This window comes from Cupriavidus sp. PET2-C1, assembly GCF_054515855.1.
The window spans coordinates 3,012,539-3,037,335 of the sequence record NZ_CM137260.1; the positions used below are offsets into that span (position 1 = coordinate 3,012,539).

The 24,797-nt window shown below is 58.6% G+C and carries 19 protein-coding genes and 2 pseudogenes; 5 read left to right on the top strand and 16 right to left on the bottom strand.

All coding sequences use genetic code 11. The annotated features are described in order from the left end of the window. The first annotated feature begins 36 nt into the window (after positions 1-36). Positions 37-3,348, top strand: a complete 3,312-nt coding sequence (locus ACX12D_RS33395) for a DEAD/DEAH box helicase (protein ID WP_459375219.1) — start codon at positions 37-39, stop codon at positions 3,346-3,348. Positions 3,349-3,597: 249 nt separating this feature from the next. On the opposite strand, the gene ACX12D_RS33400 is transcribed toward ACX12D_RS33395, so the two are convergent. Together ACX12D_RS33400 and ACX12D_RS33405 are read right to left on the bottom strand one after the other, a co-directional pair. After that, complete coding sequence (locus ACX12D_RS33400) at positions 3,598-4,440, bottom strand: hypothetical protein (protein ID WP_459375220.1); 843 nt, start codon at positions 4,438-4,440, stop codon at positions 3,598-3,600. A gap of 33 nt (positions 4,441-4,473) precedes the next feature. After that, positions 4,474-5,520 carry a hypothetical protein gene (locus ACX12D_RS33405; protein ID WP_459375221.1) on the bottom strand — a complete coding sequence of 349 codons (1,047 nt, stop codon included), beginning with the start codon at positions 5,518-5,520 and terminating at the stop codon, positions 4,474-4,476. A 78-nt stretch (positions 5,521-5,598) separates the two neighbouring features. On the opposite strand from ACX12D_RS33405, the gene ACX12D_RS33410 reads away from it, so the two are divergent. Further along, entirely contained in the window at positions 5,599-5,838 is a 240-nt protein-coding gene (locus tag ACX12D_RS33410) for a hypothetical protein (RefSeq protein WP_459375222.1), read from the top strand. 784 nt (positions 5,839-6,622) lie between these two features. Here the strand turns inward: ACX12D_RS33410 and ACX12D_RS33415 are convergent. Further along, the gene (locus ACX12D_RS33415; RefSeq protein ID WP_459375223.1) at positions 6,623-7,738 is read right to left on the bottom strand and encodes a hypothetical protein; all 1,116 of its coding nucleotides are present in this window, start codon (positions 7,736-7,738) and stop codon (positions 6,623-6,625) included. Between the two features lie 673 nt (positions 7,739-8,411). Here ACX12D_RS33415 and ACX12D_RS33420 point away from each other — a divergent pair. After that, a pseudogene (locus ACX12D_RS33420) lies at positions 8,412-8,495 on the top strand (HU family DNA-binding protein); the annotation flags it as partial. Between the two features lie 339 nt (positions 8,496-8,834). On the opposite strand, the gene ACX12D_RS33425 reads toward ACX12D_RS33420, so the two are convergent. From ACX12D_RS33425 to ACX12D_RS33445, 5 genes are all read right to left on the bottom strand, one after another. Next, on the bottom strand, positions 8,835-9,617 hold the full coding sequence (locus ACX12D_RS33425) for a Dam family site-specific DNA-(adenine-N6)-methyltransferase (protein ID WP_459375224.1): 783 nt from the start codon (positions 9,615-9,617) through the stop codon (positions 8,835-8,837). 1,298 nt (positions 9,618-10,915) lie between these two features. Continuing rightward, complete coding sequence (locus ACX12D_RS33430; protein ID WP_459375225.1) at positions 10,916-12,037, bottom strand: tyrosine-type recombinase/integrase; 1,122 nt, start codon at positions 12,035-12,037, stop codon at positions 10,916-10,918. Positions 12,038-12,324: 287 nt separating this feature from the next. Continuing rightward, the gene (locus ACX12D_RS33435; protein WP_459375226.1) at positions 12,325-12,843 is read right to left on the bottom strand and encodes a hypothetical protein; all 519 of its coding nucleotides are present in this window, start codon (positions 12,841-12,843) and stop codon (positions 12,325-12,327) included. Beyond that, complete coding sequence (locus ACX12D_RS33440; protein ID WP_459375227.1) at positions 12,840-14,897, bottom strand: hypothetical protein; 2,058 nt, start codon at positions 14,895-14,897, stop codon at positions 12,840-12,842. The genes ACX12D_RS33435 and ACX12D_RS33440 overlap by 4 nt, the downstream gene beginning before the upstream one ends. Continuing rightward, complete coding sequence (locus ACX12D_RS33445; protein ID WP_459375228.1) at positions 14,890-17,208, bottom strand: hypothetical protein; 2,319 nt, start codon at positions 17,206-17,208, stop codon at positions 14,890-14,892. Before ACX12D_RS33445 ends, ACX12D_RS33440 begins: the two co-directional genes overlap by 8 nt. 149 nt (positions 17,209-17,357) lie before the next feature. Here ACX12D_RS33445 and ACX12D_RS33450 point away from each other — a divergent pair. Together ACX12D_RS33450 and rtcA are read left to right on the top strand one after the other, a co-directional pair. Further along, a pseudogene (locus ACX12D_RS33450) lies at positions 17,358-18,077 on the top strand (RtcB family protein); the annotation flags it as partial. 80 nt (positions 18,078-18,157) lie between these two features. After that, positions 18,158-19,177, top strand: a complete 1,020-nt coding sequence (gene rtcA, locus ACX12D_RS33455; RefSeq protein ID WP_459375229.1) for an RNA 3'-terminal phosphate cyclase — start codon at positions 18,158-18,160, stop codon at positions 19,175-19,177. A 27-nt stretch (positions 19,178-19,204) separates the two neighbouring features. Here the strand turns inward: rtcA and fliR are convergent, their stop codons facing one another. From fliR to ACX12D_RS33495, 8 genes are all read right to left on the bottom strand, one after another. Next, the gene (fliR, locus tag ACX12D_RS33460; RefSeq protein WP_459375230.1) at positions 19,205-19,990 is read right to left on the bottom strand and encodes a flagellar biosynthetic protein FliR; all 786 of its coding nucleotides are present in this window, start codon (positions 19,988-19,990) and stop codon (positions 19,205-19,207) included. A 136-nt stretch (positions 19,991-20,126) separates the two neighbouring features. Next, complete coding sequence (gene fliQ, locus ACX12D_RS33465; RefSeq protein ID WP_043353410.1) at positions 20,127-20,396, bottom strand: flagellar biosynthesis protein FliQ; 270 nt, start codon at positions 20,394-20,396, stop codon at positions 20,127-20,129. Positions 20,397-20,430: 34 nt separating this feature from the next. Then, complete coding sequence (gene fliP, locus ACX12D_RS33470) at positions 20,431-21,120, bottom strand: flagellar type III secretion system pore protein FliP (RefSeq protein WP_174425299.1); 690 nt, start codon at positions 21,118-21,120, stop codon at positions 20,431-20,433. Positions 21,121-21,269: 149 nt separating this feature from the next. Next, complete coding sequence (gene fliO, locus ACX12D_RS33475; RefSeq protein ID WP_459375231.1) at positions 21,270-21,788, bottom strand: flagellar biosynthetic protein FliO; 519 nt, start codon at positions 21,786-21,788, stop codon at positions 21,270-21,272. Further along, on the bottom strand, positions 21,785-22,243 hold the full coding sequence (gene fliN / locus ACX12D_RS33480; protein WP_043353414.1) for a flagellar motor switch protein FliN: 459 nt from the start codon (positions 22,241-22,243) through the stop codon (positions 21,785-21,787). The genes fliO and fliN overlap by 4 nt, the downstream gene beginning before the upstream one ends. Further along, positions 22,236-23,243, bottom strand: coding sequence for a flagellar motor switch protein FliM (gene fliM, locus ACX12D_RS33485; protein ID WP_150990478.1), 1,008 nt, complete (start codon positions 23,241-23,243; stop codon positions 22,236-22,238). Before fliM ends, fliN begins: the two co-directional genes overlap by 8 nt. Positions 23,244-23,393: 150 nt before the next feature. Continuing rightward, positions 23,394-23,879, bottom strand: coding sequence for a flagellar basal body-associated protein FliL (gene fliL, locus ACX12D_RS33490; RefSeq protein ID WP_441639460.1), 486 nt, complete (start codon positions 23,877-23,879; stop codon positions 23,394-23,396). A gap of 417 nt (positions 23,880-24,296) precedes the next feature. Then, positions 24,297-24,773, bottom strand: a complete 477-nt coding sequence (locus ACX12D_RS33495; protein ID WP_459375232.1) for a PaaI family thioesterase — start codon at positions 24,771-24,773, stop codon at positions 24,297-24,299. Positions 24,774-24,797: the final 24 nt, after the last annotated feature.

The following is a 24,797-nucleotide window of genomic DNA, read 5'->3' on the forward strand; positions in this document are numbered from 1 at the left end:
CGTTTGTCACTAGAAAATCAAGATGCCGGGGAAAATATGAGGTTGCTGTTGCCGCCAGTACTGGGTGTGGATGAAAAATGTTCGAACGGCGTTATCCAGCAACTTATACGGCCGCCTGAAGAAGTAGAAGCACGCATGGCAAGGTTCACCGTCCCGTCGGCGGCGGGATGGATGTTTGAAGCGGATAGCGGTAAGGTTTTCTATGTGTTCCCACGCGCACCCTTGCCAGACCACGTTCCGAGCGATGGCGCCACAATTATTGGAAAGATACCAGGCGAAGCAGGCGAAGTCGATCTTCGCAATGCCAAATGGCTACCGGTGCAACAAACCGTACTCGCAAGTCCCCGAGACGCAGCCAGAGCAAGTTGGCGCACTTCGTTCAAGTATGTTGGAGAGACCGAGGCAGGGGAAGGGCGAATCGGCCTTCGCAAGCCTCAGATCGGGGCGCTTCACGCGATTCATGCGCATTGGTCCACCAGTGCTAGCGTTGCAACGGTCGTCATGCCCACCGGAACTGGCAAGACCGAGACGATGCTAGCGACATTGGTGACAGCAATGTGCTCGCGGCTATTGGTTCTAGTTCCCACCGACGCGCTGCGTCGTCAGGTTGCAGAGAAATTCATCACCCTCGGGATCCTGAAGCATCCAGATTGTGTTGTGCTTGACTCTGCCGTCGCGAGGCCGGTTGTCGCGACGCTGACGCGGAGGCCAACCACAATGGCGGAAGTGGATGAGCTCTTCGATCGCTGCAACGTCATCGTTACGACCAGCGCGCTTGCAGGCGGCTGCTCTGACGAGGTTCAGGGGCGAATGGCTGAATTGTGCTCGCATCTTTTCATAGATGAAGCTCATCACGTTGAGGCCCCGACATGGAAGCAATTCAAATCGCCCTTCAAGTTGCGAGGTCGCCCGATACTGCAATTCACCGCGACCCCCTTTCGTGAAGACGGAGCGCCCTTAGACGGAAAGATTGTGTACGTCTACCCGCTGAGGATGGCGCAGCAAGATGGCTACTTCCGTCCCATCCAATTCAGGCCCGTCTACGCTTTCAATTCCGCGCGTGCTGACCGGGACATCGCAACGAGGGTTGTTCAGGAACTCCACGCAGATCAGACCGGGAAGCACGTAGCAATGGCTCGTGTTTCGACGAAAGCTCGTGCCGCGGAGATTCTGGAAATCTATCGAGAGCTGGGTCAGTACAACCCGGTTATGCTTCACAGCTCCATGCCACTGCGGGAGCTGGAGCGTGCGCGTCACACGCTGGAGAGTGGCCAAGCAAGAATCGTCGTTTGCGTCGACATGCTGGGCGAAGGTTTCGACATGCCCGAGCTGAAGATTGCAGCTTTCCACGACCTTCGAAAGAGCTTGGCAGTTACGCTGCAGCTCGCTGGCCGTTTCACACGAGCTAGAACGGATCTTGGTGACCCCGTCTTTATCGCGAATACAGCCGATGTGAATCTGCGAGAGGAACTGAGAGCCCTATATGCCCAAGACCCTGACTGGAATCTCTTGCTGCCGGACCTGAGTGAAGGTGCAATCGGACAGGAAGTCGAGGCGCAAGAGTTCTTACAGGGGTTCGTGGGCGAACTTGAAGAGATTCCCCTGGCTGAAATCCACCCGGCTGCAAGCATGGTGGTGTATCGAACCCGTTGCACAGAGTGGGAGCCGAACAATTATCACAAGGCATTCCGCGGTAGTTCCAATGCGGAAGGAATCTATCCGATTCTTAACAACGCTGAGCGGACGCTCGTTGTCGTCGCGGCGAGGCGGCAAGGCGTCCCGTGGACGGACATTGCGGCGGTTGAAAGCACAATTTGGGAGCTATGCATCGCGGTCTGGGATCGGCCACGAGCGTTACTGTACATCCACGGCTCAACGAACAATGGCAACTACGGCGAATTCGCAAAGGCCCTGTGTGGGAATGATGTTTCGCTAGTAACGGCCCCGGACGTGTTCCGTGTATTCGGAGGTATCAACCGGCTTATGCTGACGAATGTCGGTCTGGATGAGCAACTTGGACGGCAAATACGATACACGGGACGCATGGGCCCCGATGTTGGCGCACGGATTTCGGAAGCTACGCTAGGCACAACAACAAAGGCGGTGCTGGCGGGTGTGGGCTTCGAACGAGGCGAGCAAACGAGCATGGGTGCTGGTAAGCGAGGGCGTGTCTGGTCGAACCTGCGATTGCGAATGAACACATTTGCCGATTGGTGCAAGCGAGCGGGAGAAAAGATTTCGGACGACGGCATCGATCCGGAAGAGGTGCTTCGCGGCACCCTAATTCCAAAAATGGTTGCAGGCCGGCCGGCGGCGGTCGTCATCGGAGTGGATTGGCCTGTCGAGCTGCTCAGTCATGTGGAGTCCGCGACTACAATCTCGTTCGGCTTCACGCAAAGGGAACACCTCACGAACGTCGGAATTGAACTGGTGGAGAATTCCGGGACGGCACCGTTGGCGGTTCGAGTTTTCTCTGAGGCGAGTGAAGTTCGAGTGCGTCTGAACTTCGTCGGACAAGGCGCTCAGGCGGACTTCTCGTTTACCTACGAAGGTACAAATAAGGCAGAAATTCACCGAGGGAAGCCGAGCGACCTGTGTGAGTTCTTTACCGAGTTCCCACCAACGTTTTGGTTCGCTGACGGTTCCAAGCTCGAAGGAAACATGCACACGGAGCTCAGGGTGACCGCGCCACTGTTCTCACGGGAGCGTTTGGAAGCCATTGAATGGGACGGCGTCAATATCCGCAAGGAGTCGCAGCGTGAGGAGCGTCACCAAGATTCTGTACAGTTTCGCGCCATTGAGACGCTTAAGGCAGCGTTTGCGTACGACGTACTCGTCGATGACGATGGCGCTGGTGAGGCGGCTGACATTGTCGGTATTCGTCTGGACAACGCCGACCTGCCGCGAGTCATAACCGTTGACCTTGTTCACTGCAAATACTCTGAAGGCGACACTCCCGGAGCTCGGATCGACGATATGTACGTCGTCTGTGGACAAGCGCAGAGGAGCGTCATGTGGCTGCACAACAAGGACCGGCGAACAGACCTATTCGCTCATCTACTGAAGCGAGAAGCTGCAAGGGTGGAGGCGGGCAAGCCAACGCGTATAGAACTTGGCACCCGGGAAAGACTTGTGCAGCTGCGCGAGATAAGTCGAACATGTGCCATAAAGCTCAGGGTTTTCATCGTTCAACCTGGGCTTGCGAAGTCCAGAGCGGCTGAACATCAGCTTGCCCTGCTGGGCGTTACGGAAAAGTTCCTGATGGAAACATATCAGGTTCCGTTGCATGTTTATTGCGGTGACGTGAGAGCGGAGGTTGAAGTCAGAGAGCATATGACGACTGCTTGAACCAGATCATGGATTTGCGCGATGGTGCAGCTAATGCCAGTGCCGCTGGCTGCAGAACAAACGTTCTTCAGGGATGGCCGAGGCACGTAGTGTGGCTGCTGCGCTGCTAGACGATTTGGAATCGTCCATGAGTAACATAGATGCAGTCCTAATGCGAGCTAAGAGATTGGCTCGTCTAATGCGTGATACAGACGCTCAATCATGGCTGGACTATGAAACGAAGGGTTCCCTTCGTTGTCTTGCCTGTTCCTACACATCCGTGCGTGGGCGAATCAACGTCCTCGTGCCGCGCGGAAGTACCTCTTCTGCGACCTCGAACAATCCGGATTTGAGGATCAGCGCCTTCAGGCTCTCCTCGCCATACCGCGCCTTGCGGTTCTCCAGCGCCTCCGGTTCCTCGCGCTGTACGATTGAAGATGCATACGATAGGTCGGTCCATCCGTCTGCCCGCTTCGGAGCAGCTGCGACTTCTTCCAGCAGTTCAATCATCCGACTGCTCTGAAGGTGCATGAGCTTGATAGCGGCCAGGCCCTCATCGGAAGACCAGAAGTTTGCAGCCAACTGTAGTGTCTCAGCCATCGAACCATGCATCGATTTGAGGCGTTGGTGCATGGCAAGAATCCTCTCGCGCTGTCGGTCCAGATGAGCGCTAGCCTCGGCCAGCGACGAAGCAGAAGCAGGTTGCCAGCGCGGCAGGAAGTTGTGCGCGAGTTCATTCCGGTCAGCGGTTAGTGCATCCAGGTCGGCCTCCAGAGCTTCCCTGTCCGGCGGTTCGAGGTCGAACCGAAACGTCGTGCTGAACCAAGGCAGCGAAGGGTCAGCCGGCTCCGGATTGTTTGGGGGTTCATCCGGGGCCGCGAGAAGTTCACTGCGAAATCGTCTTTGCAGCCCACCCATCGGTGTCGTCGTTAGCGCGGCATTTCGCGCCTCAAGACGAGCCGGGGCATCCGCAGGCGTTCCTTCGATCCTTGCTAGGCCGAGAATGGCCTTCAAAAGTTGTTCCACCTGCTGATTGAGCAGCAGGTTCCGGCCCATCTTGAGCAGAACCTCGTCCTTGAGTGATTGTGGTGGTGGTTGTTGACCGTAGTCCATTCGTTGTTCTCGTCTGGTTCGATTGGCGCGGCCCTATCGCAACGGCTTTCCGACCTTCGTGTGCCGATCGAACGAAAAGACATGCTCAGCCGGATGCTCGTCGCATCTTCCGACGAGTCGGCCTGGAAACTCCTTTCGCCCATCCTGCAGGTGAACGTCTTGACTACAGATTGGACAGCGTCCGGAATATCGCACCAGTCGGATAATCCGAACTGACTGTCCATCTTCCTGGGTTTCCTTGGCAGCCTCGAGTTGGACTCCTCGCTCTCGGAGAGAGACCAGCGCGTCTGGAGCCATGATGATCCGCCGGTCAATAAGCGTCCAGAACGGACGGAAGAGGGTGTACCCAAGCCACAACACCATGCCAGCGAGCAGTAGAAGGGTGAAAAGCTGCCCTCTGGGCAGCCGTGTTGCCTGGGTTGTGACGATGAGCCAGAGCACAAGGAGCACGCAGCCGACGATAGCCATTCCGCCCAACCCGTAGGCAAGAAACAGATTCCGACGCCAGCCCCTTAGGGCGAAGCCCGCTTCGACCAGCGGCCTAACCCAGAACGCCGGTCTCAACGTGACGTCTCGGACATAGGCAATGCCGTTGGAAGGCAGATCCTCAGTTAGCCCCTCCGTCTGTGGTAGCAATGGGAACGCGATGCCATAAGTAGAGCTGTGGCTGGCGCCCCCACTACTAGCCGTCTTCCTTGGCCAGGCGTAGAAGGGGAGACGGGCTTGTCGAGCGGTGTCTTGCATGCCTGCCTCGCGCTCGTCCAATCGACGCCTGAGCTTGGTCCAAATACCCGCAAGCCATCTGGTCGCTTCTTCCGGCGCCACGCTGTGGCCCACCATTTCCGCAACGTTCGCTGAGTTGAATTCGGCCGGTGGTTTGCCGTTTCGTAGGCGTTCGAGCGCGTCTTCTGCCAAGGCCCGCGCCACCTTCGATGCCCACATTTCACGTTCGTCTGGCCGGCAGAAGAACTCCAGGAAGGCTTCAAGTGCGGCCTCTTGTTCGACGGGCGTCGGCGTGCCCTCCATGTGCGGCGTATCGTCCATCTTATTGATTTTTATAGAAAAAGTACTGTGCGCCACAGTTCTTTCCACCGTTGATGACTGTTTCTAAAGCGCCCCGGCCAATAGCCTGACCTCTCTTTCAACAAGGAGGGTCAGATGTTTCAACGAGACGGAGTATGGACGTTTTCAGTGCTGGGCGTGACCGTGCGGGCTCGGGAATTGCCGAGAAACAACATTGCGATCTATCACCCTATCTGTGAGCCGGTTCGGGAGTTGATTGAGCCGATTTGCCGCGGGCGGGGATTTTGGAGCGCTGAGTACAACAACTGGGTCGTGTTCGAGCAGTTCAAAGGTTTGGTGCTGGAGGAGCTTGGGCGGCTAGCTGGGCGGGGCTGATGCGAGGAGAGGGCAGCCAGGGAGGAGTGCGGCCTGGCTGCCGTGGGTCAGCCATGGCGCTGTTTGTGTCCCTCCATCGCGGGATAGTCAAAGGTCCGGCGATGACTGGAAAATCTGATGCAGGCGATGGAGTCTCCGCCGCTCACAAAAAATGAACTAGACGGGAGGGGTCCCATGACCAAGCGATCAGCTCTGCATGGCTGCTGGCTTTTGACGGCAAGCAAGTGCCTTTTTGCTGTGACTTTCGCTGGTTTGCTGCTCACCGGTACAGCGCACGCCCATGGTGGCGGGCTGGATGCCGCCGGATGCCACACGAACGGACAAACCAGCGAGTACCACTGCCATCGAGGTGGTAGTCGTACCAGCATGGCCACGGCGCCCAGCCTGAGCGCTGCAGGTGCCAGGTCGGCAAACTCTTTTGTCTCAACCCGTAGCGCGCCGGCCGGACAGACCTGCTACACAGGGCCTCGAGGTGGGACCTACACCATCACCGCGAGCGGGCGAAAGAACTACGGCGGCTGCTAGCCACCGTCATCGGGAACGACTACCTGTCCATAGTGATCTCAAAATGCTCGATGGACTGTCCGGCGTTTACCGCGCGCTGAAGCCAGTCGGGCAAGTCGCCATTGCCGTCCTAGGCATGGCCAGTGGCGTCTCTGTAGCGCATGGGTCTGTAGCTTGCCGGTATGACTCGATTCGTTGCCCCCAAAACAGCCCACAGCCACGAGATCGTCGTATGTGATGCCGTGCTTTGCCATCTGTGATTCATGCCCCAAGCTCAACCTTAGCCTATTTTCCCGTATTCTTCGTTTGACCATTCGGGAACCTCTTCGCAGACCTTTCTGTAGTGTTCAGCATACACCGAGTCTGACACCTGGAGTCGCCAGGGGAAATACCCTTGTGTGCTGGAGAATGTCGTGATGGCGTCGTTGCTATGTTGAATGGAAGAACTAAGAACAGGTGCAACTCTCGATTGCGGAACCATGCGGTACCCATGCTCCAGCCAAGTGGATTCAATGCTCTGAAGCCGGAATGCGTGGGAGGGGTAGGAGTCTTCCTCTGACATTGGCTTCGACGGGATTGCGATGGCCATTGCCCAGAAATACAGGTTGATTGTGGCAAGGGCCATCGTGGCCCCTGCAACACGCACGTGCTCCGAAAGTGCCAGGAATGGTTGGTCTCCTGGAATATGTGTGTCGTCCAATCGTGAGGATAGTTCTTGCACTAGGAATTGGAACGCATATGTGTCCGCAACTATTTCACGAGCGTGTGCTGAAACTGCCTCGTTCGAGGGCGGAGCGACCTTCGTATTTGCCGTGCCCTGAGTGTCATTTTCGCTGTCGTCTGTCGAGGGATTGCGAGCGGCCGAATTCGGGGGTAACAGACCCTCCTTTTCCTTCGATGCTAACTTTCGAATCCCGTGAACATTGTGCAGATGTCCGATCTCATGTAGGACGACAAAGCGAAAGAGATTGTCTACATGGAAATCAAAGCACATGCGGTATTGAGCATCCTGCAACCACCAGTAGCTTTGGTCATCCCAGTTGAAGCCGTCGCTCCATAGCCATTTGGCTTCATCGTCACGCCAAGGCACGTTCCGCTCATGCGACGAGGGTGTCGGTACTTTCGCTGTGGTTGCGGCCATCGAGGCAATCTTGAAGATTGTGTTCAGCATGCCTCTGTAGACCAACACGACGGAATACTCAGGTTCCGCGCCGGATTGGACTCGCCTGCTGTCAATGAAATAGAGTTCCGATCCTTCCGGTAGATACTTTTCGCATAGGAGGCTGCCTTCAGCGTATAGCTCAACCACTTTTTGTTCGGTGCAGTCGTCGATATCCACGAATCCCTCGCCGCTTTGAGAGAAGTACTTGCTTCGAATGGCTTCTTTGTGTGTCATAGTTCCTACGGAGAGGAGGTGCCGCCTTTAGGGCGGGAAAGCGGTCTGACTGGATGCGGCTCGCGTGAGAGAGGCCGGAAGAGGCTTTCGGTGTGCTCTTACTAACGACGACTAGAGGGCTTTTCTTTATATGGACCGCTCGCGCAGTGAGCCGCCTTGACGATTGCCGGAGATCAAAGTTCCGATCCCCAGGGGGGATACCCGCACTCCAGGCTTGTCGCGCTGGATCAGCGGCAGATGTCCATGCGCACGTAACCGAGCCAGGTCTTGCCGCATCGAAGCGGAGGTACCCAAGCCGGCCGGCGCCGCGGATTCGACGCCAAACGAGCCACACGACGGGCAGGTGTACCTGAATCCGCGTAGCTGGGACGACCTAATCCGCTCCGCGGTCGCGCCGCACAACGGGCAATTCTCTGGTTCTGGGAGCATGGCCTCAAACGGAATACTGTATGGATATACAGTGGTAGTATAGCGAACCGTCAGCGGAATGGAAGAGCCGGGAGTTCGGGACTGGGTGCGCCGCCGAGAGGTGCCTTCTGGCCAAGGGAGGCAACCGGAACTCAACCAACCGTCGTGGCCCAGGCCCGCCGGCGTTCAGTCCAGCGTTGATAGGTGCAACCGGTCCTATCTTGCCACGGCGCGGTCGCGCAGTCCTGAAATGGTCGACTGACGCCAAGACCAGTGGTTCGCCGCTAAGCCGGCATCCGTGAAGGTGAAGGTTCGCCCGCTGAAGAAGCTGAAGGACGCAGCCCTGTGAGTTTGGGGTTAGGCAAAAAGCAAAAAGGGAAGCGCGAAGCTTCCCTTTTTGCTTTTGCAGCGCGCGGCTCCTTCGTAGCAGAGCGGAGTCAGTCGCTCATGCAATCAATCCGGTTGTCGTGCCGGGTGCTTGATATGGACGGCGGTGCTTGCTTAACAATCACGGACTGGGCCAAGACCACACGCTAGTTCACCACGGCAGGACGACTTGGCATGAAGTGAGGCGGTTTGTCCGATTTGTGTAGAAATCTCGCCCCGGCCTATCCGAAAACTGTTGGATACTGCGCGCCGCAGCTGTCGCGAGGCGATCTGCAGCGTTGCCGCGCTGGTCATGGCTAAGTCACCGAGATACTTTCCCAGCTGAACGCTCGAAGACGAATATGCCCTCGGCGACTGTTCTTCTGTTGCCCGCTTGCGCTGCGACGCTTCTTCGCACCTCCACCTCGTGGCATTCGGCACCGCGATACAGCTCACACGTTTCTCCAGTCAGATGGTTCGAGATGACGACCGGGATGCCCCTTGCCGCGGTGGCGCGGGCCAAATCTGCCAGTTCTTGCTGGCGTTCTTGCGGAAATCCTTCCGCTGTGTACTTCGTGAACGATGGCGCATCAGCCAAGTCGACGTAGGGAGGGTCGCAGTAAATGACATCGCCCGGCACAGCGAGCTTGAACGCATCAGTGAAATCACCCTGCACGATGACTGCCTTGCTCCGCGCGCGTTCGCTGAATGCGCGAATGCTGTCTTCGGGCAGCGTTGGAGCCTGTGCGGATCGGCCCCACGGTACATTGAAGTTGCCCTTTGCCGAGTACCGCGACAGCCCGTTGAACCCAAATTTGTTGAGATACAGGAAGTATGCAGCCCGGACATCAGCAGGCGCCGCTCGGTTGAACGCATCCCGGACAGCCAGGTAGACGTCTTCGTTGGCTGCATAATCGGAGAACAGCGGGCGTGCCAGTTCGATGATTCGCTCGGGACGCTGGACCATCTGCTTGTACATGCCGATGAGGTCCACGTGGGCGTCGAGCAGCAAGTAGCTCGGAAAATCAGTGCCAAGAAATACGCTTGCGCCACCGAGGAATGGTTCCACGAGCCGCTTGCCTGCTGGCAGCAGCTTCCTCAGCATAGGTAATAACCGTGTCTTCCCGCCGGGCCATTTCAAAATCGGACCAGCCGAGGCCGAAATATTGACAGGAGCAGGGGAGCCTTCGTGAGCGGCTTGAAGTCGAGGATGTTTTTGCATCCTCGGTATAGCCGAGTTGAGTGGTCATGACGCGCACGAAAGCTGGGCGCTGGCGTAGGGCATAGCGCGGAATCAGCGACGCCTCCGCATCCGGTATCCTTGCGGTCAGGGCGCAACCATCTTGCGTCATTTCGTCGAACTGGGGATCCTCAGATGGCAAACCGACGCCGCGAATCTGGGGTATTTGTTTAGCGCCACTCGCTCGGGATGCGTGTACATATCGTCTCGTAGTTCCACGACATAGTCGGGAGCTGCACCCCGATTGAGCCGACCAAGCCTAGCGGTCGCTATTACTCGGCCGCGATCGCCTCGCCCTGCCGGAAGAATTTCAACGGTAACTTTGAGCATTACAAATCTCCGAGAGGATGGGCATCCATTCATCCCGCGCGAACATCAGTTGTTGAATGCGAAGACGTGGAGAGCGCGGCCCGCAGGAGCGGCTCGACACTCTTGAGAAAGTCGCCACGGCTTTAGGGGTGGCCGCCGCGGATTTGCTCCTTCCGAACTAGAGCGCTGTGACGAGGCTCCGCATGTAGCCGCGGTGCCGTAAACCAGTCCAAGGGAAGGAACTGCTTCATCGGGCTGAACAAAGCTGAGGGCAGGCCCGAGTCCGGAGGTGGTAATCGTTGCGGTCAAGATGACTAGCGCGGAGCACCGTAACGGTGGCGCTCGTTGTTGATTTCGCATTAGCCGCAAGCGGTAGATATTTGCCGCTTACCCCGCAGTTTCCAACATAACCGGCAGAAATCTGCCGATTATCCTTGCCCCGATGTACGCGGTGGAATTCCGCAGTCGCACGTGATCAGTCGTCGCGCCCAAGTTGCGCGTTGTAACGCGTATGCCAAACTTCGAAAAGATTTCGTAGATCATCCAAAGAGGTGCTTTTGGGGCGTTGATGGCCTTCTCGAACGAAGCCATCACCTTGTCCGCTAAGTAGTTCGTACGCGAGCGATATCCCATCACTGACATCCTCTGCCAAGAATCTGCATGGCGATGGGGCGAATGCGGGCGGCCATACAGAATCGAGCCGTAAGCGGGCAATTCTCGTCGCATAGGCCGCTCTAGCGCATTTTTCGGGTAAAAGGTGTTGCCTGGCGCTTCAAGCCGAGTCGTGATGCGCCCGATACCCAAAGTGGCGACATCATGATTGGTGTGCGACTCAGCACGCCAAAATGAGCACGTTAGGAAGCTGGTTTCGGTTTCGCACGTTTCAACGCCGCTTTCAGTTCCAGTGTCGCCGCCGAGAACACGTCCATCACTTCCAGGAACTCTCGTCGCACCTCGGCGGTGGGGATGCTAGAAAAGCGTCGGTCGAGGTCCTTTAGCTTTGCTTCCATTGCGTTCGCAACCTTGGACACCTTGAGCTTGTCGAGAGTCCCTTGGTAGTCAGCCATCTCCTCAAACGCCAGGTGGATGTAGTGGTCCACCATGGCCATACTCGACACGCCAAGCCATTCCATCAATTTCATTTTGAGCGTTTCGGTAGAGAGAATTGCTTTCCTCAGGCTGTCTTCATCTTTATATTCCTGACTCAGAATCAGCTCGATAAGAACTTTGGTAGCGAAGCGATGCCTGAACGCATGGAGGCAGACTTCCTCGTCGTCTATGTCTGCAGCGATGCGGAGCGCGCGCATTTCGGAGTCCAACGTATCAACAGCGAGTTGTCTGCCGGAGCTTGAGGAAATAAGCAAGAAACCTTCGTCAGCGGACAACCCGACTGTCGCCCGGATGATTCTTTTTCGGTAGTGCTTGCAATAGGAAAGAATGTCCTTGAGGTCGGCCTGACTCACCGGAATGACACGGCTTTCCTCCCTCCGCTTCTTTGCCGTGAAAAGCTTGAGTTCTCCTGTTAGTAGCGCATCTTTGATGTCCTGCTCTGTAATCATGGAGACTTCGATGCGCCTGCCCCCTGTCATTTCGAGAAGCCGCAGCATAATGTACCGTCGGCGCTTCACGAACGGCTCTGTCTGTAGCTCATCGTTGGAAAGATACAATCTTTCCACAGCTGAGGTAGACACCGGGAATCGCCTGCGCGAATGGCGATCCCTCGGAACTTCATCGTGAACCCAGCATGTGCGTGTGATGCTAGTCCCACTGTGCTTCAGGTTAACTTCAAACGATATCTTCTCGGCATGAATACGCCCTGTCCGACCGAGCAGATTGAGCCCAGGCATTCGTGAATCAATATATGCTAAGAAGTTCAACACTGTCGAGCATATGGCATTCACCTGCGCGGGCGAGCGCATGTTGGAGCCAGGCCGCTTCACGCTCTTCTCAGACTTCAGTGATTTGACGAACAGCACGAAGTGACTCTCCGACATGTCGTGGAAGTCCACCTTGTTTTTGAAGCACCATCGAATCAGATGACTCAAATGCTTGGCCCATGTGGCAAGCGTTCCACCCTTGTTCCGCCGAGAACGTCCCCTTCGATATCCATGAAGCAAATAGAGATTTGCAAACCAGCAAACAGACCCGTCTGGCCAGAGCAGTTGCGGCAAGTTTCCCGCGGGATACGCTGAAGCTATCCCGCTCGAAGCGTGAAAAGGAAGATGGCAGTCTTCCGTAGTCAGCACGTACAGTTTTGGAGTGTTCATAGCCGTGGAAACTTCGCGACCACTTCGGCGGCGCGCTTCCGAAAATAGTCTTGTTCGCCCGCTTTCTCGGCCATCTGATGTGCGAGACGTAGGACATCGTCCAGGCACTGGGTCATCTGCGAAATCGAGTTAGCGATTCGACGCACGTCATCGATCTGCTCCTCCAGCTTGTCCTTGTACCAGCGCAGAGTGCCGCGCTTCGCAGTATCCTCGTTCTCTGGAAGCTCTTTCAGCTTCTGACGCGCTGCTCTTCGATACGCGTCGAGGGATGCGTATCCGTTGTCAAGGACACCGTCGGCAACAGCCTTGTGCGTATTGAGCGACATGCTGACGATCCCTTCATTGGGATACTCAAAGCGCGCCAAGGCCGCCTGAGTGGCCAGCGCGGGCTCAACAGCCTTGCGCAGGTCCACCTTGATAGAGTGAGGAGCATGCGCGAGCTTTCGCATGAGTTCGAACTCGTTTTGTACTGACTTCCTCTTCGTTGAAGCGTCTCTTAACTGCATCTGATTCATTGCGCCTCCTCAGCCGGTTGACGACGATTCTCAAAGACTCTGTAGATGATTCTGTACTCTTCGCCATCGGGGCCCTCAATGAATTCTGGCTCCACTTCAGCTTCGCCACTTTCCAGCAGCTCCTCCACATAGGCTACGACGTCTCTTTCGGGAAGAATGTGCAGGTCGTTCAAAGTGACTCCGTATCGCACGCATATGAGGTCCGCAAGCGCTTGCGTAGCGGTATGGTCAGCACGAATGCCGTCCTTCGCCACCGTCGCCTTCATACCTCGTAGCGCCTTACCCTTAAGTAACTCAGTCAAATAGCGCCACGTATGGGACGGCTTTGTGTGACCAAAGAAATACCGAAGGACTTCAATGCCGCCGAAGCTACCGTGCCAAATGAAGAGCATCCCGAAGTTGCGCCGCAGTTGATGTACGCGAACATAGTGGCGCCGTCCCTTATCGTCGGTCGCGACTTGAAAGTAGTCGCAGAATCTGTTCAGAAATCGGTCGAAGTCGGGCTCAACCGTTCCATAAAACGGTGCGTTTTGGTGCCAGGCACTGTATGGCGCTGCGAATAGGTATGGAGAATTTTGATACCCCAATTCTCCGACCTTCGATGTCAACATCCCCAGCAGCTCCAGCGCTTCAGCTGCGATATCTGGCAAGGGACGCAGTACGCGACGCCGGTGCTCCAGGATGTTTGCTTTTCCCAGGTCAAATGCAAGGAAATAGCCAGCCGGTGACCGAACAATGCTTTCCTTAGTCAACCCCTCAAGCTCGGATGATCGGCGTGCCATCAAGGTGTTGACGATGACGAGAATTGACCCGTAGAGAACCTCCAACATGTTGAGAAGGTTCTCCCCTCGTCTGAGTTCAGTGAAGAACTCACGCGGAGTGCTTACGGAGGTTCTCCAAGCTGTGATGCCTAGCGCTTGCAGCTTCGGTGGAACATCGAGCGGCAACGTCCGAACGTCGTCATGAGTCTCCGCTTGAGCGATGTAGTATTTCACCAACTCATTGCCGTACTCGAGGTAGAACTTGATAGCGTTACCGAGAAGTGTGTTGGCTACCTCGAAGGGCAATGTGGTAAAGCGGGCCTTTGTCTTTGTGCGCTGTTGATGCAGCAACTCTGACTCGTCGAGGGCCGCAAGGGCTTCATATGAGAGAAGTTGAATGCCGTTCTGGCGAGCGACTCGCATGCTCTTCACCACGGCCACATACTCAGCCACGAACTCAGCACTGGCGCGCTGGTCTTCATCAGCATTTGCGACGGGCACGGCTTTCAACTCGCGATGGAAACGCTGAACTGGGGAAGCGTCGATATCCTCAAGTGTCAGTCTGTCGAACTTCATGCTTGAGAGGACTTTATGCCCGATAACTCTGTCGAGAAGCCGTGATCTGATCACTCGATAGCTGAAGTCTGACATTCGGCGTTGCCCATGATAGAATCCGTTCCGAAGTAACCATGTACGGGCTATAAAGAGCTGCCGTTTGGGCAACGTGGTGCCTTCTGGTTTCAAGGAAATAGCAAAGAGCTCCGGGTGGTCCTTGACGGTCTTTCTAATTTGCTCGGGCGATGCAGTAACCGTCGCGAGGAACCGATAAATCTGGACATCAGGCTCGTAGATGGACTCTTTGATGCGTTGCTTAGAGGTCAACGTCTCTACTAGCATCGTAACGTCATCAGCTGAAACGAACTCCAGGCCACGTCGAGAAAGTTCAAACCTTTCAGCTCGCAGCAAGAAGTAGTCTAGGACTTGCAGCGTCAGTGCAATGCGCCGTCTCACAGTTTTCGGAGTTGCGGTCCTACCGCCCGTGAGCACCGCGTGGCTTTGCAAGCAAAGAAAGCGCTTAATGTGGCCTAGGACCGCTCGGTTTGGCGGAGAGGTCAGCAGGCCTCCGTTATCTAGCACAACGCGGAAGTCGATGACCATCCTTGATGTGCCGAACGTGCAATACCAGACGTCTTCCTCGAAGTCATTGTCACGCCAGTTAGCGTCCTCAAAGCGACCGTAGGCTCTGCGATACTGCGTGATGAAAGAAAGCTCCTGTGGGAGTTCTCTAGGCACAAACTGCCTCCATGAAATTATCAGGGGCAATATTCGCGGCAGCTTGCCTTAGCATCCTTTTGATGGATGTGTCGTGGAACGCGTCACTTTCGATATGGGCCTGAATTCTCTCAGTGAACTCCTTCCAGTAGCGTCCGTGACCAGATAGCGTGCGACCGCACTCTAGCGCTATTCGCCCGGCCTCAGCAATTGAGAGAAGCGTGGCGAAGATGCCGGGACTGGCCGCGATCATAATCTCACTAGCGGGGTTTTCTGGGCCGGATCGTCTGGAACTTGGACTTTGAGTCGATTTGGGGAGAAGTGGTCGAATCGCGTGGGTGCGCAGAAACTGATCCATCTCATCAGCGGACCTGAAGTGCAATGCTCGCTGCATGTACTTCGTGTCCCTCGTCGCCTCAACGATAAGAAGGTTCTGAAAGATGCGCAGCCATCGCGTTGCGAAATACTCCCAGAGCGATTCGGGAAGATAGTGCCTCAGCGATGTATCGGCTTCATTGCCCAGTTCGAGGGCCATCTTCTGGATGTCCATTGTCTCCAGGAATCGCAGTACGCCGCGTGTAGACCGAATCTTTGCAATGCTGACTTGCCTGGCTAGTTCACCAATTCGGTCGGTGTTGGCCATTGCAAAATGCCTGAAGAAGGAATTTACGTTGCTGCTTCGGTCGAAATGATTCGGTGTGCCGAGCGGGAAGCCGGTGTAGACAATGAGATTCTGCCAACCGAATATGCCGTGCTTCTTCATGTGGTTGCGGAGCGGCTCCGTATGTTTGACCCAGTGCCTAACCATTTCGGCGGCGTCGTCGCGCAGCACCACGTGGTGCCATCCGTCCCCGGCGTGTCGCTCTTTCAATACCGACAAGCCCAAACCAGTGTCAACTTCGACAGCATTGATTCGAAGCCCATTGCTGTCGAAGATCACGCAAGCCGATAAAGCCGATTCCGAGAGTCGTCCATCAACCGACGCCAAGTACCCCATGAGCGCCATTGCTTCCTGACGCCTGGGAATTCCGAGGTAGCGAGAGAGAAGAGCCTTGGGAGCGCCATCTCGTGCCGCACTATTGGGGTATACCGCATTAGTGAAACAAGAAGTATCTATATATCCCCCATTTCGCACCTGAAAGCACTTCACCGCGAGAGCTATTGCACGCTCGGACTTCGAGTCTTTCGAAATGATTCGGGTCAGCTCTTTATCTGGAGGTAGATGGTCAATGCTTGCGGCAAGTCGCTCTCCGGTAGCCGCGTCGGCAAAGAAATCGAGCAGGTGCTGATGAAGCCACGACTGAATGGTGCGGAACTCTTCCCGCAGTTTCTCAAAGAGGAAGAGTGTGGCCTCCTCGTCTGTTAGGTGCAACGGAACGGGGATGATGAGTTTGGCAGTGACCATCGACGTTGTGCCGTCGTTGTTAGTGGCGACGCGACGATGTCCAACTTCTGTATTGGAAAGCAGGCCGGGCTTGCCTTCCGGGAAGGCGTGCCGAGGTGAAACGACGATGCCTCGGTCGGCTAACGCTTGCCAGTGGAGTTGATACCGTGACCATTGCTTTTGAAGGGAAGGGAGAGTCCCTTCGTTTGGAGGCGTCTTCCTGCGGGTAAATTTCAGGAAGTGGTACTCCATGAAATCGATGAGAAAGACGTCCACATATGATGGCTCTTTGAGGAGTTCCTCCGAGATCGGTTTGCCTTCTGATGCTAGATGCGCGACGAACCTCGAAAAAGTCGTACCGAAGTCACGCAAGTTTGAATCCTTGGCCTTGTTTTTAGCAATTTGTCGAAGCCCCTCGTGGAAGGCATCGGCATAACTGGTGCCAAGTACAGGGACGAGGTCGCTTAACAGCACGTTGTATTCAATGCCATTCTTGGCGTGAAGGAGGAATGGTCTCAGCTTCTTGACCTCGTTCTCGTCGAAATCTTCATCCTCAAACTGTTCGATGAGTTCGATAGGGATCTCTTTGGCAGCCCCTTGGCGATAAGGGGCGAATGCGACTGGCAGCCCTTCATTTAGCTCCTTCATTAGGCAATAGAAGGCGTATGCGTAGCCAATGCGTGTAGCCTCCGTTGCCTCAACGAATCGAAATGAGCCTAGGGCGCCGTAGAACAAGGCTTGCAGGGTTCGAAATCGTTCGGTAACGAAGCTAATGGCGGACGTCAGTACCGGCTCATCGATGATCCGGAGGAGGCAATCGAACAGAACTAGGGCCCGACGCTTGGCAGCGATGCCTCCCTTGCCGCGACCAGTTGCGGCAACCAGTTGCCTCAAAGCCTCGCCACCTAATCGCTCGAAGCAGTCTTCCGGGGACTTCCAGTCCTCCATCGTCATCCTCAGCATATTGCTGTTGACAATTGTCAGGTCTCCTAACTGGCCTATCCGTAGCTTTCGCATTCTGAGAACCTCTTGTTTTCCACGACCTTAGAGCAAAAAGATACTGTGTTGATAACTTTCTTGCATTGCGGGAAAGTGGAGGCAACCACTTTATCGAGGTCTGCCTGGATGAGAGCCTGTCAGTCTGGTTCATGCTGCACTCGGGCTCGCGCGGGGTGGGCAATGCCATCGGCAACACCTTTATCGAGCTGGCGCAAGCGGATATGCGCCGGCACTTCATCAACCTGCCCGACCGCGACCTGGCCTACCTGGTGGAAGGCAGCAGTCACTATGAAGACTACGTGTTCGCGGTGGAGTGGGCGCAGCAGTACGCGCGCCGCAACCGCGAGACGATGATGGCCAACGTGCTGGACGCCGCGCGCGCCGTGATCGGCAAGCCCTTTGCCACGGAGATGGAGGCGGTGAACTGCCACCACAACTACGTGCAGAAGGAGCGCCACTTCGGCGAAGACGTGCTGGTCACCCGCAAGGGTGCGGTCAGCGCCCAGGCCGGCGAGCTTGGCATCATCCCGGGCTCGATGGGAGCGCGCTCCTACATCGTGCGTGGCAAGGGCAATGCGGAATCGTTCTGCTCCTGCAGCCACGGCGCGGGCCGCACCATGAGCCGCGCCGAAGCCAAGCGCCAGTTTTCGGTGGAAGACCAGCGACTGGCCACGCAAGGCGTCGAGTGCCGCAAGGATGCCGAAGTCATCGACGAGATCCCGATGGCCTACAAGGACATCGACGCGGTGATGGCGGCGCAGTCCGACCTGGTCGAGATCGTCCACACGCTCAAGCAGGTGGTGTGCGTGAAGGGCTGAAGATAGCAACTGCCACCGCCGGGGACGAACCTTTCCCTGGCGGCGCTGGCATAACAACAAGAACAGAAGAGTTTTCCGTGATGATTGAAATCGACGGTTCCTACGGCGAGGGCGGGGGCCAGATCCTGCGCACCGCGCTGTCGCTTGCCATGGTGACCGGCACCCCGGTGCATATCGCCAACGTGCGCGCCCGGCGCAGCAAGCCCGGGCTGATGCGCCAGCACCTGACCGCCGTGGTGGCGGCGCAGGCCATCAGCGGCGCGCGCACCGAAGGCGCGGCGATCGGCTCGACGGCGCTGACATTCGAGCCGGGGCCCGTGCGCGCCGGCAACTACGACTTTGCCATCGGCTCCGCCGGCAGTTGCGCGCTGGTGCTGCAGACCCTGCTGCCGGCGCTGTGGTCCGCCACAGGCGACGACGGCTTCACGCTCACCCTGTCCGGTGGCACCCACAACCCCATGGCGCCCTCAGCCACTTTCCTGCGCGACGCCTGGCTGCCGCTGATGGCCCGCATGGGCGCGCCTGCCGAGCTCGCGCTGCGCCGCCACGGCTTCTATCCCGCCGGCGGCGGTGAACTGACAGTGAGCGGACGCTCGGGCGCGGCCTGGCGCCCGCTGGCGCTGGACGCGCGCGGCGCATCCGGCAAGCCCGATGCGCGTGTGCTGATCGCGGGCGTCCCGTTCCACGTAGCTCGCCGCGAGCTCGACCTCGTTGGCGAGCAGATGGGATGGGACGCCAGCCAGTTGCACGTGGGTGGCCTGCTCCACGAGGAAGGCCCCGGCAACGCCGTGCTGCTGACGCTGCCGCACGAGCACGTGACCGAGGTCTTCTGCGAGTTCGGCGAGAAGGGCCGCTCCGCGCAAAGCGTGGCCGCCGCCGCCTGCCGCCAGGCCAGCACCTACCTGGCCGGCAAGGGTGCGGTCGGCCCGCACCTGGCCGACCAGCTCCTGCTGCCAATGGCCCTGGCGGGCAGCGGCAGCTTCACCGTGGACGAAGTGACCAATCACGTGCGCAGCAATGCCGAGGTGATTGCCAAGTTCCTGCCGGTGGATATCGGGTTTGAAGCGGTGGACGGGTGTACGCGGGTGGTGGTGGCGTGAGGGGGCGGGTCTGCCGAGACCTGACCCTCACCGCCCAAACTGCCCCAACACCGTCGCTACCGTACTCAACCCGCCCTCGATCAGCCGCGCCATGAAGGTGCTCATCTGCGGCATGATCAGCATCATCATCAGGATGCCGCCGCCCAGCGTGACCGGGAAGCCGACCGCGAAGATCGACAGTTGGGGAGATGCGCGGTTCAGGATGCCCATGGCGAGGTTGAGCGTGAGCAGCGCGGCGATCAGCGGCAGGGCCAGCAGCAGCCCCGAGGAGAACACGGTGGCGCCGGAGGCGGCCACCGCTGCCCAGCCGGCGCCGGTGAGGGGCTGGGCGGCGATGGGCAGGCTGGAGAAGCTATCGGCGATGGTGGCCAGCAGCATCAGGTGGCCGTCCACGGCCAGGAACATCAGCATGGCGACCACGTTGAGAAAGCGCGCCAGCACCATGGTCTGGCCCCCGGAGGAGCGGTCGTAGAAGGAGGCGAACGACAGGCCCATCTGCAGGCCGATGGTTTCGCCGGCGAATTGCACGGCGGAGAACACCAGCCGCATGCTGAAGCCCATTGCCAGCCCGATGCCGACCTCGTTGAGGATGATCAGGAAGCCTTCCAGCGAGTACACCGGCACCAGCGGCAGGTGGTCGATGGTGGGCGAGATGATCACCGCCATCATGGCCGCCAGGCCAACCTTGGCGCGTCTCGGGATGGTCGACTCGCCAAACAGCGGGGCGGTGCCGATCAGGGCCAGCAGGCGGAACAAGGGCCAGAGGAAGGCGGCGATCCAGGCGTAGAGCTGGGCGGAGGTGACGGTGAGCACGGCGGCTGTTGCGGCGGATACGGCTGTTGCGGCTAATGCGGCTATTGCGGCGTTAGATGTTGCCCAGCGCAGCCAGGTGCGACGCCAGGCTTGTCAGACGCGGATGCATCGGACGCATCGGATGGATGCATCGGACTCAGTGCACCAGGGCGGGAATGCCCTGGAACACTTCGCGCATGTAGTCGACAAAGGTGTTGATCATCCACGGGCCGGCCAGCACCATGGTGGCGAACAGGGCCAGCAGCTTGGGGATGAAGGACAGCGTCATTTCATTGATCTGCGTGGCGGCCTGGAACAGGCTGACCACCAGCCCGGCCACCAGCGCCACCAGCAGCAGCGGCGCGGACAGCATCAGGGTCATTTTCATCGCCTGGGTGGCGATGCTCATTACGGTTTCCGGCGTCATGGCGAAGGCCTTGGGTGGGGCTAGCGCCCCGTGATCAGTTCAGGAAGCTCTGCGCCAGCGAGCCCAGCAGCAATTGCCAACCGTCCACCAGCACGAACAGCATCAGCTTGAACGGCAGCGCGATGGTGGCCGGCGGCACCATCATCATGCCCATCGCCATCAGCACGCTGGCTACCACCAGGTCGATGATCAGGAAGGGGATGAAGACGGTAAAGCCGATCTGGAACGCGGTCTTGAGCTCGCTGGTGACAAAGGCGGGCACCAGGATGTGCATCTGCACGTCTTCGGGGCCCTGCATCTCGGGCACCTTGGCCATCTGGGCAAACAGCGCCAGGTCCTTCTCGCGGGTCTGCTTGAGCATGAAGGTCTTGAGCGGCGCGGCGGCCTTGGCGGCGGCGTCTTCCAGGCTGAGCTTGTTCTCGGACAGCGGCTTGTAGGCGTCGGTGTAGATGCGGTCGAACACCGGCGACATGACAAAGAAGGTCAGGAACAGCGACAACCCCACCAGCACCTGGTTGGGCGGGGAGCTGGCCGTGCCCAGCGCATTGCGCAGCAGCCCCAGCACGATGATGATGCGGGTGAAGCCCGTCATCATCAGCATGGCCGCGGGCAGGAACGACAGCGAGGTGAGCAGGACCAGCGTCTGCACCGACAGCGACCAGGTCTGGCTGCCGCCCGGGCCGGCTTTGCTGGTCAGGCCGGGCAATGCCTGCGCCTGGGCCATGGCGGGCAACAGCACCAGCGCAAGGCAGGCGCTCACCAGCAATGCCGCGAGCGCAAGCCGGGAGGGTTGGCTGGCGCATTCGCGCACGGACCGGAGATGGCGTTGCAGGTGGTGTTGCAAAGTGCGCCGGGAGGCGTCAGGCAGGAAATTCATGACTTCAGGTTGTCTTGCATGGCGCGCAGCAGCTTTTGTCCAAAGCTGCCGGCCGAGCCCGGGGTTGCCGTGCTGCCGGAGGGGTGGTCCGGCTTGTGCGCGGCTTGCGCGGGCAACGTGTGGAGCGTGCGAATCTCGCCGGCGCTCACGCCCAGCACCAGGCAGGTGTCGCCCACTTCCACCATCACCAGGCGTTGGCGGGCGCCGAGCATGGTGCTGCCTACCACCTTCATCTGGCCGCCCTGGCCGTGCCGGACCAGGCCGGCGCGGCGCGCCAGCCAGGCCAGCAGCAGGATCAGGGCGATGACGGCGAACAGGCCGAGGCCAGCTTGCGCCAGCCCCGTTGCGCTGCTGACCGGGACATGGCTGCCGGCCCCGGCGTTGCTGGCGATCGTGCCGGTACCGGCGGGTCTGGCCGCCGCGGCACTGGCTTGCGCGTACGCGCTCGCCGCATGCGCCAGGCCCACGCCGGCGGCAAGCGCAGCGTTGGCGGTCCGGCGCAGGCCGGCTTTCATCGGTTGAGCTTCCGGATGCGTTCGGACGGCGTGATGATGTCGGTCAGGCGGATGCCAAACTTATCGTTCACCACGACGACCTCGCCCTGGGCGATCAGGTAGCCGTTGACCAGCACATCCATCGGCTCGCCGGCCAGGCCGTCAAGCTCCACCACCGAGCCCTGGGCCAGCTGCAGCAGCGTCTTGATCGGCACCTTGGTGCGACCAAGCTCTACCGTGAGCTGGACCGGGATATCGAGAATCATCTCGATATCGTTGTGGAAGCCGCTCGGCGTTTCCTTCTCCAGCGGCTGGAAGACCTTGGAGGCGGCTGGTGTGGCTGTGGCTGGCGTGGCGGCGACAGCCTGGGCAGGCGCGGCGGCAGCGGCGAGATCCTCGGCGCTGGTCTGCTCCGCCAGGGCGCTGGCCCAGTCGTCCATCGGGTCGGCCGGCTTGTCGTCTTTGCCGTCAGTCATGGTCGGTTTCCTTGTTGGAATCGATTTCTTGGTGATTGATCATCCGTTCTACCCGCAACGCATACTGGCCGTTCATGGTGCCAAAGCCGGCCTGCAGCACGGGTACGCCATCGACCTTGCCGAAGACCTGCTCGGGCAGCTCGATGGGGAGTACGTCGCCGACGCGCAGCGCCAGCACTTCGGCTACGGTGCTTTCCACGTGGGCAAATTCGGCCACCAGATCCACCTCCGCCGAGCGAATCTGCTGCGACAGCTGGGAGATCCAGCGCTTGTCTACTTCAACCTCGTCCTGCAGCGGGTTCATCAGCAGGTCGCGCACCGGCTCGATCATCGAGTACGGGAAGCAGACGTGCAGCTGGCCACCCACCGCGCCAAGCTCGATATGGAAGGCGGTGGTCACCACCACCTCGCTGAGCATGGCGATGTTGGCAAACTTCGTGTGCATTTCCGAGCGGACATATTCCAGCTCGATGGGATGCACGGCATTCCAGGCCTGGCCGTAGCTGTTGAGCGCAAGGTCCAGCAGGCGCCGGATGATACGCTGCTCGGTCTGGGTAAAGTCGCGGCCTTCCACACGGGTGTGGAAGCGCCCGTCGCCACCGAACAGGTTGTCGACCACCAGGAACACCAGGTTGGGGTCGAACACGAACAGCGACGTGCCGCGCAGCGGCTTCATGTGCACCAGGTTCAGGTTGGTCGGCACCGGCAGGTTGCGCACGAAGTCGCCGTACTTCTCGATCCGCACCGAGCCAACCGAGATGTCGGCGCCGCGGCGGATGAAGTTGAACAGCTGGGTCCGAAGCTGGCGGGCAAAGCGCTCGTTGATGATTTCGAGCGTGTGCAGCCGGCCGCGCACGATGCGCTCTTGCGTGGCCAGGTTGTACGGGCGCACGCCATCCTCGGAGACCGGCGCGGCAACCTCGGGCGTATCGGTCTCGCCTGACACGCCTTTCAGTAATTCGTCTACCTCGTCCTGCGAGAGAAACTTGTCGTAGGCCATCTAGTGTCCTGCCCCTTGAGTGCCGTGATGAATGAAAGCGACCATGTACCGATCAGCCCGCGCGCTGGCGTTGGCGCGCGCGCTGTGAGACAGGCAAGGAAAACAAGGACGCATTCATATCGGAGTTGCTGGTGGGGCAGGGCAAAGCGCTTACTGCACCACGAAGGAAGTAAATAGGACGTCCAGGATCTGCTGCTTGGGCAGGTTGGGCGCGAACGGCTGGCTGATGACACTCTTGATTTCCTGGGCCAGCTTGCGCTTGCCGTCCACCGTCGCCAGATCGGGCGGTTGCTTGGCCGACAGCAGCAGCAAGATACGGCTGCGGACTTCCGGCAGGTACTCGGTGATGCGCGCCTGGTCCTTCGCGTCCGCCACCTTGAGCGACAAACCGGTATGCAGGAAGCGGTCGCCGTCATCGCTCTTCAGATTGACGGTAAATGCTTCCAGCGGCACAAAAATCGGCGGCGGTACAACCGGAGCGGCAGGCGCGGCCGGTTGGCGGTTACTCAGGATGTTGCCCAGAAAAAAGCCCCCGGCACCCAGCGCCGCGACGAGCACGACGCCGAGCACCAGCAGCAGTCGCCCGCGCTTGCTCGTGTTGCCGTCAGCCTGGGAAGAAGTGAGCGTATTCGCCATGAGATGCCTGTATCGGAATGCCTTGCCATTCTTGAGGGAATGACCGGCAAGCAAAGGGCCGAAAAAAAGGGTGAAACCCGCTCAGCTTGGCCCTTTGAGCCGAACAGGTCTTGTCATCCGAATCGCGCGGATGGTCTTACAGGGGTTAACGAATGACGGGCACGGAACTTGAGAGGGATGTTTGAGGAAAACCCGCATGGCAGGCCGGATGGCGGGAGACCACTGCACAATCCGCAGGGGAATCCGGTGCCGCGGGGATGGCGGCGGCATGTCGATGCGCGGGTGGTTCAGCGTGAGAGCGAGCGTGGAAGTACCGGCATCGGTTGTGACGCCGGATGGCTAAGCGATTGATTTGTCAGATAAATGTGCGCCTTCGGGTTGGGTGGGCGCGTGGCGCCAGGCGCGTACAGGCTTACGTTATCGTCCTGGGGACAGAACAAGGAGGGTCGAGGTGCCGTGCGCCAGCACGCGTCCGTCGCTGGCCATAACCCGCGCTTCCGAGGCAATAATCTGGCGCCCCTGGCTGACGACTTTCGCCTCCGCCCGCACGCGGCCGGTGTCGGTTTTGATTGGCCGGGAGAAGTTTCCCTTGGTTTCGACCGTCGTGTAGGCAGCACCCGGCGGCAGCAGGGAGTGGGCGGCGCAAGCGGTCACGCTGTCAATCAGCGTCAGTGCCCAGCCGCCATGGACGGTGCCCATGGGGTTGAGCAGGTGCTGAGCAGGTTCCCCTTCGAAAGCGGCAAAGCCGTCACCGACTTCGACCAGCCAGAAGTCCAGCACCTGTGAAATCGGCGCCTGCGGCAATTGGCCGTCGATGATTGCCTGGAGCTGCACCTTGCCACTCATGCCAGCGATGTCTGCCGGGTCGGCCAAGCCAAAACGATAGTCCGCCATGTGTCTCCTTTTTTTGTGAGAAAT

Excerpts from the sequence above, each read along its gene's own strand:
- ACX12D_RS33395 (WP_459375219.1), top strand. The coding sequence starts at position 37 with ATGAGGTTGCTGTTGCCGCCAGTACTGGGTGTGGATGAAAAATGTTCG.
- ACX12D_RS33400 (WP_459375220.1), bottom strand. The coding sequence starts at position 4,440 with ATGGACTACGGTCAACAACCACCACCACAATCACTCAAGGACGAGGTT.
- ACX12D_RS33410 (WP_459375222.1), top strand. The coding sequence starts at position 5,599 with ATGTTTCAACGAGACGGAGTATGGACGTTTTCAGTGCTGGGCGTGACC.
- ACX12D_RS33415 (WP_459375223.1), bottom strand. The coding sequence starts at position 7,738 with ATGACACACAAAGAAGCCATTCGAAGCAAGTACTTCTCTCAAAGCGGC.
- ACX12D_RS33425 (WP_459375224.1), bottom strand. The coding sequence starts at position 9,617 with ATGCTGAGGAAGCTGCTGCCAGCAGGCAAGCGGCTCGTGGAACCATTC.
- ACX12D_RS33435 (WP_459375226.1), bottom strand. The coding sequence starts at position 12,843 with ATGAATCAGATGCAGTTAAGAGACGCTTCAACGAAGAGGAAGTCAGTA.
- ACX12D_RS33445 (WP_459375228.1), bottom strand. The coding sequence starts at position 17,208 with ATGGAGGACTGGAAGTCCCCGGAAGACTGCTTCGAGCGATTAGGTGGC.
- rtcA (WP_459375229.1), top strand. The coding sequence starts at position 18,158 with ATGATTGAAATCGACGGTTCCTACGGCGAGGGCGGGGGCCAGATCCTG.
- fliQ (WP_043353410.1), bottom strand. The coding sequence starts at position 20,396 with ATGACGCCGGAAACCGTAATGAGCATCGCCACCCAGGCGATGAAAATG.
- fliP (WP_174425299.1), bottom strand. The coding sequence starts at position 21,120 with ATGGCCCAGGCGCAGGCATTGCCCGGCCTGACCAGCAAAGCCGGCCCG.
- fliO (WP_459375231.1), bottom strand. The coding sequence starts at position 21,788 with ATGAAAGCCGGCCTGCGCCGGACCGCCAACGCTGCGCTTGCCGCCGGC.
- fliN (WP_043353414.1), bottom strand. The coding sequence starts at position 22,243 with ATGACTGACGGCAAAGACGACAAGCCGGCCGACCCGATGGACGACTGG.
- fliM (WP_150990478.1), bottom strand. The coding sequence starts at position 23,243 with ATGGCCTACGACAAGTTTCTCTCGCAGGACGAGGTAGACGAATTACTG.
- fliL (WP_441639460.1), bottom strand. The coding sequence starts at position 23,879 with ATGGCGAATACGCTCACTTCTTCCCAGGCTGACGGCAACACGAGCAAG.
- ACX12D_RS33495 (WP_459375232.1), bottom strand. The coding sequence starts at position 24,773 with ATGGCGGACTATCGTTTTGGCTTGGCCGACCCGGCAGACATCGCTGGC.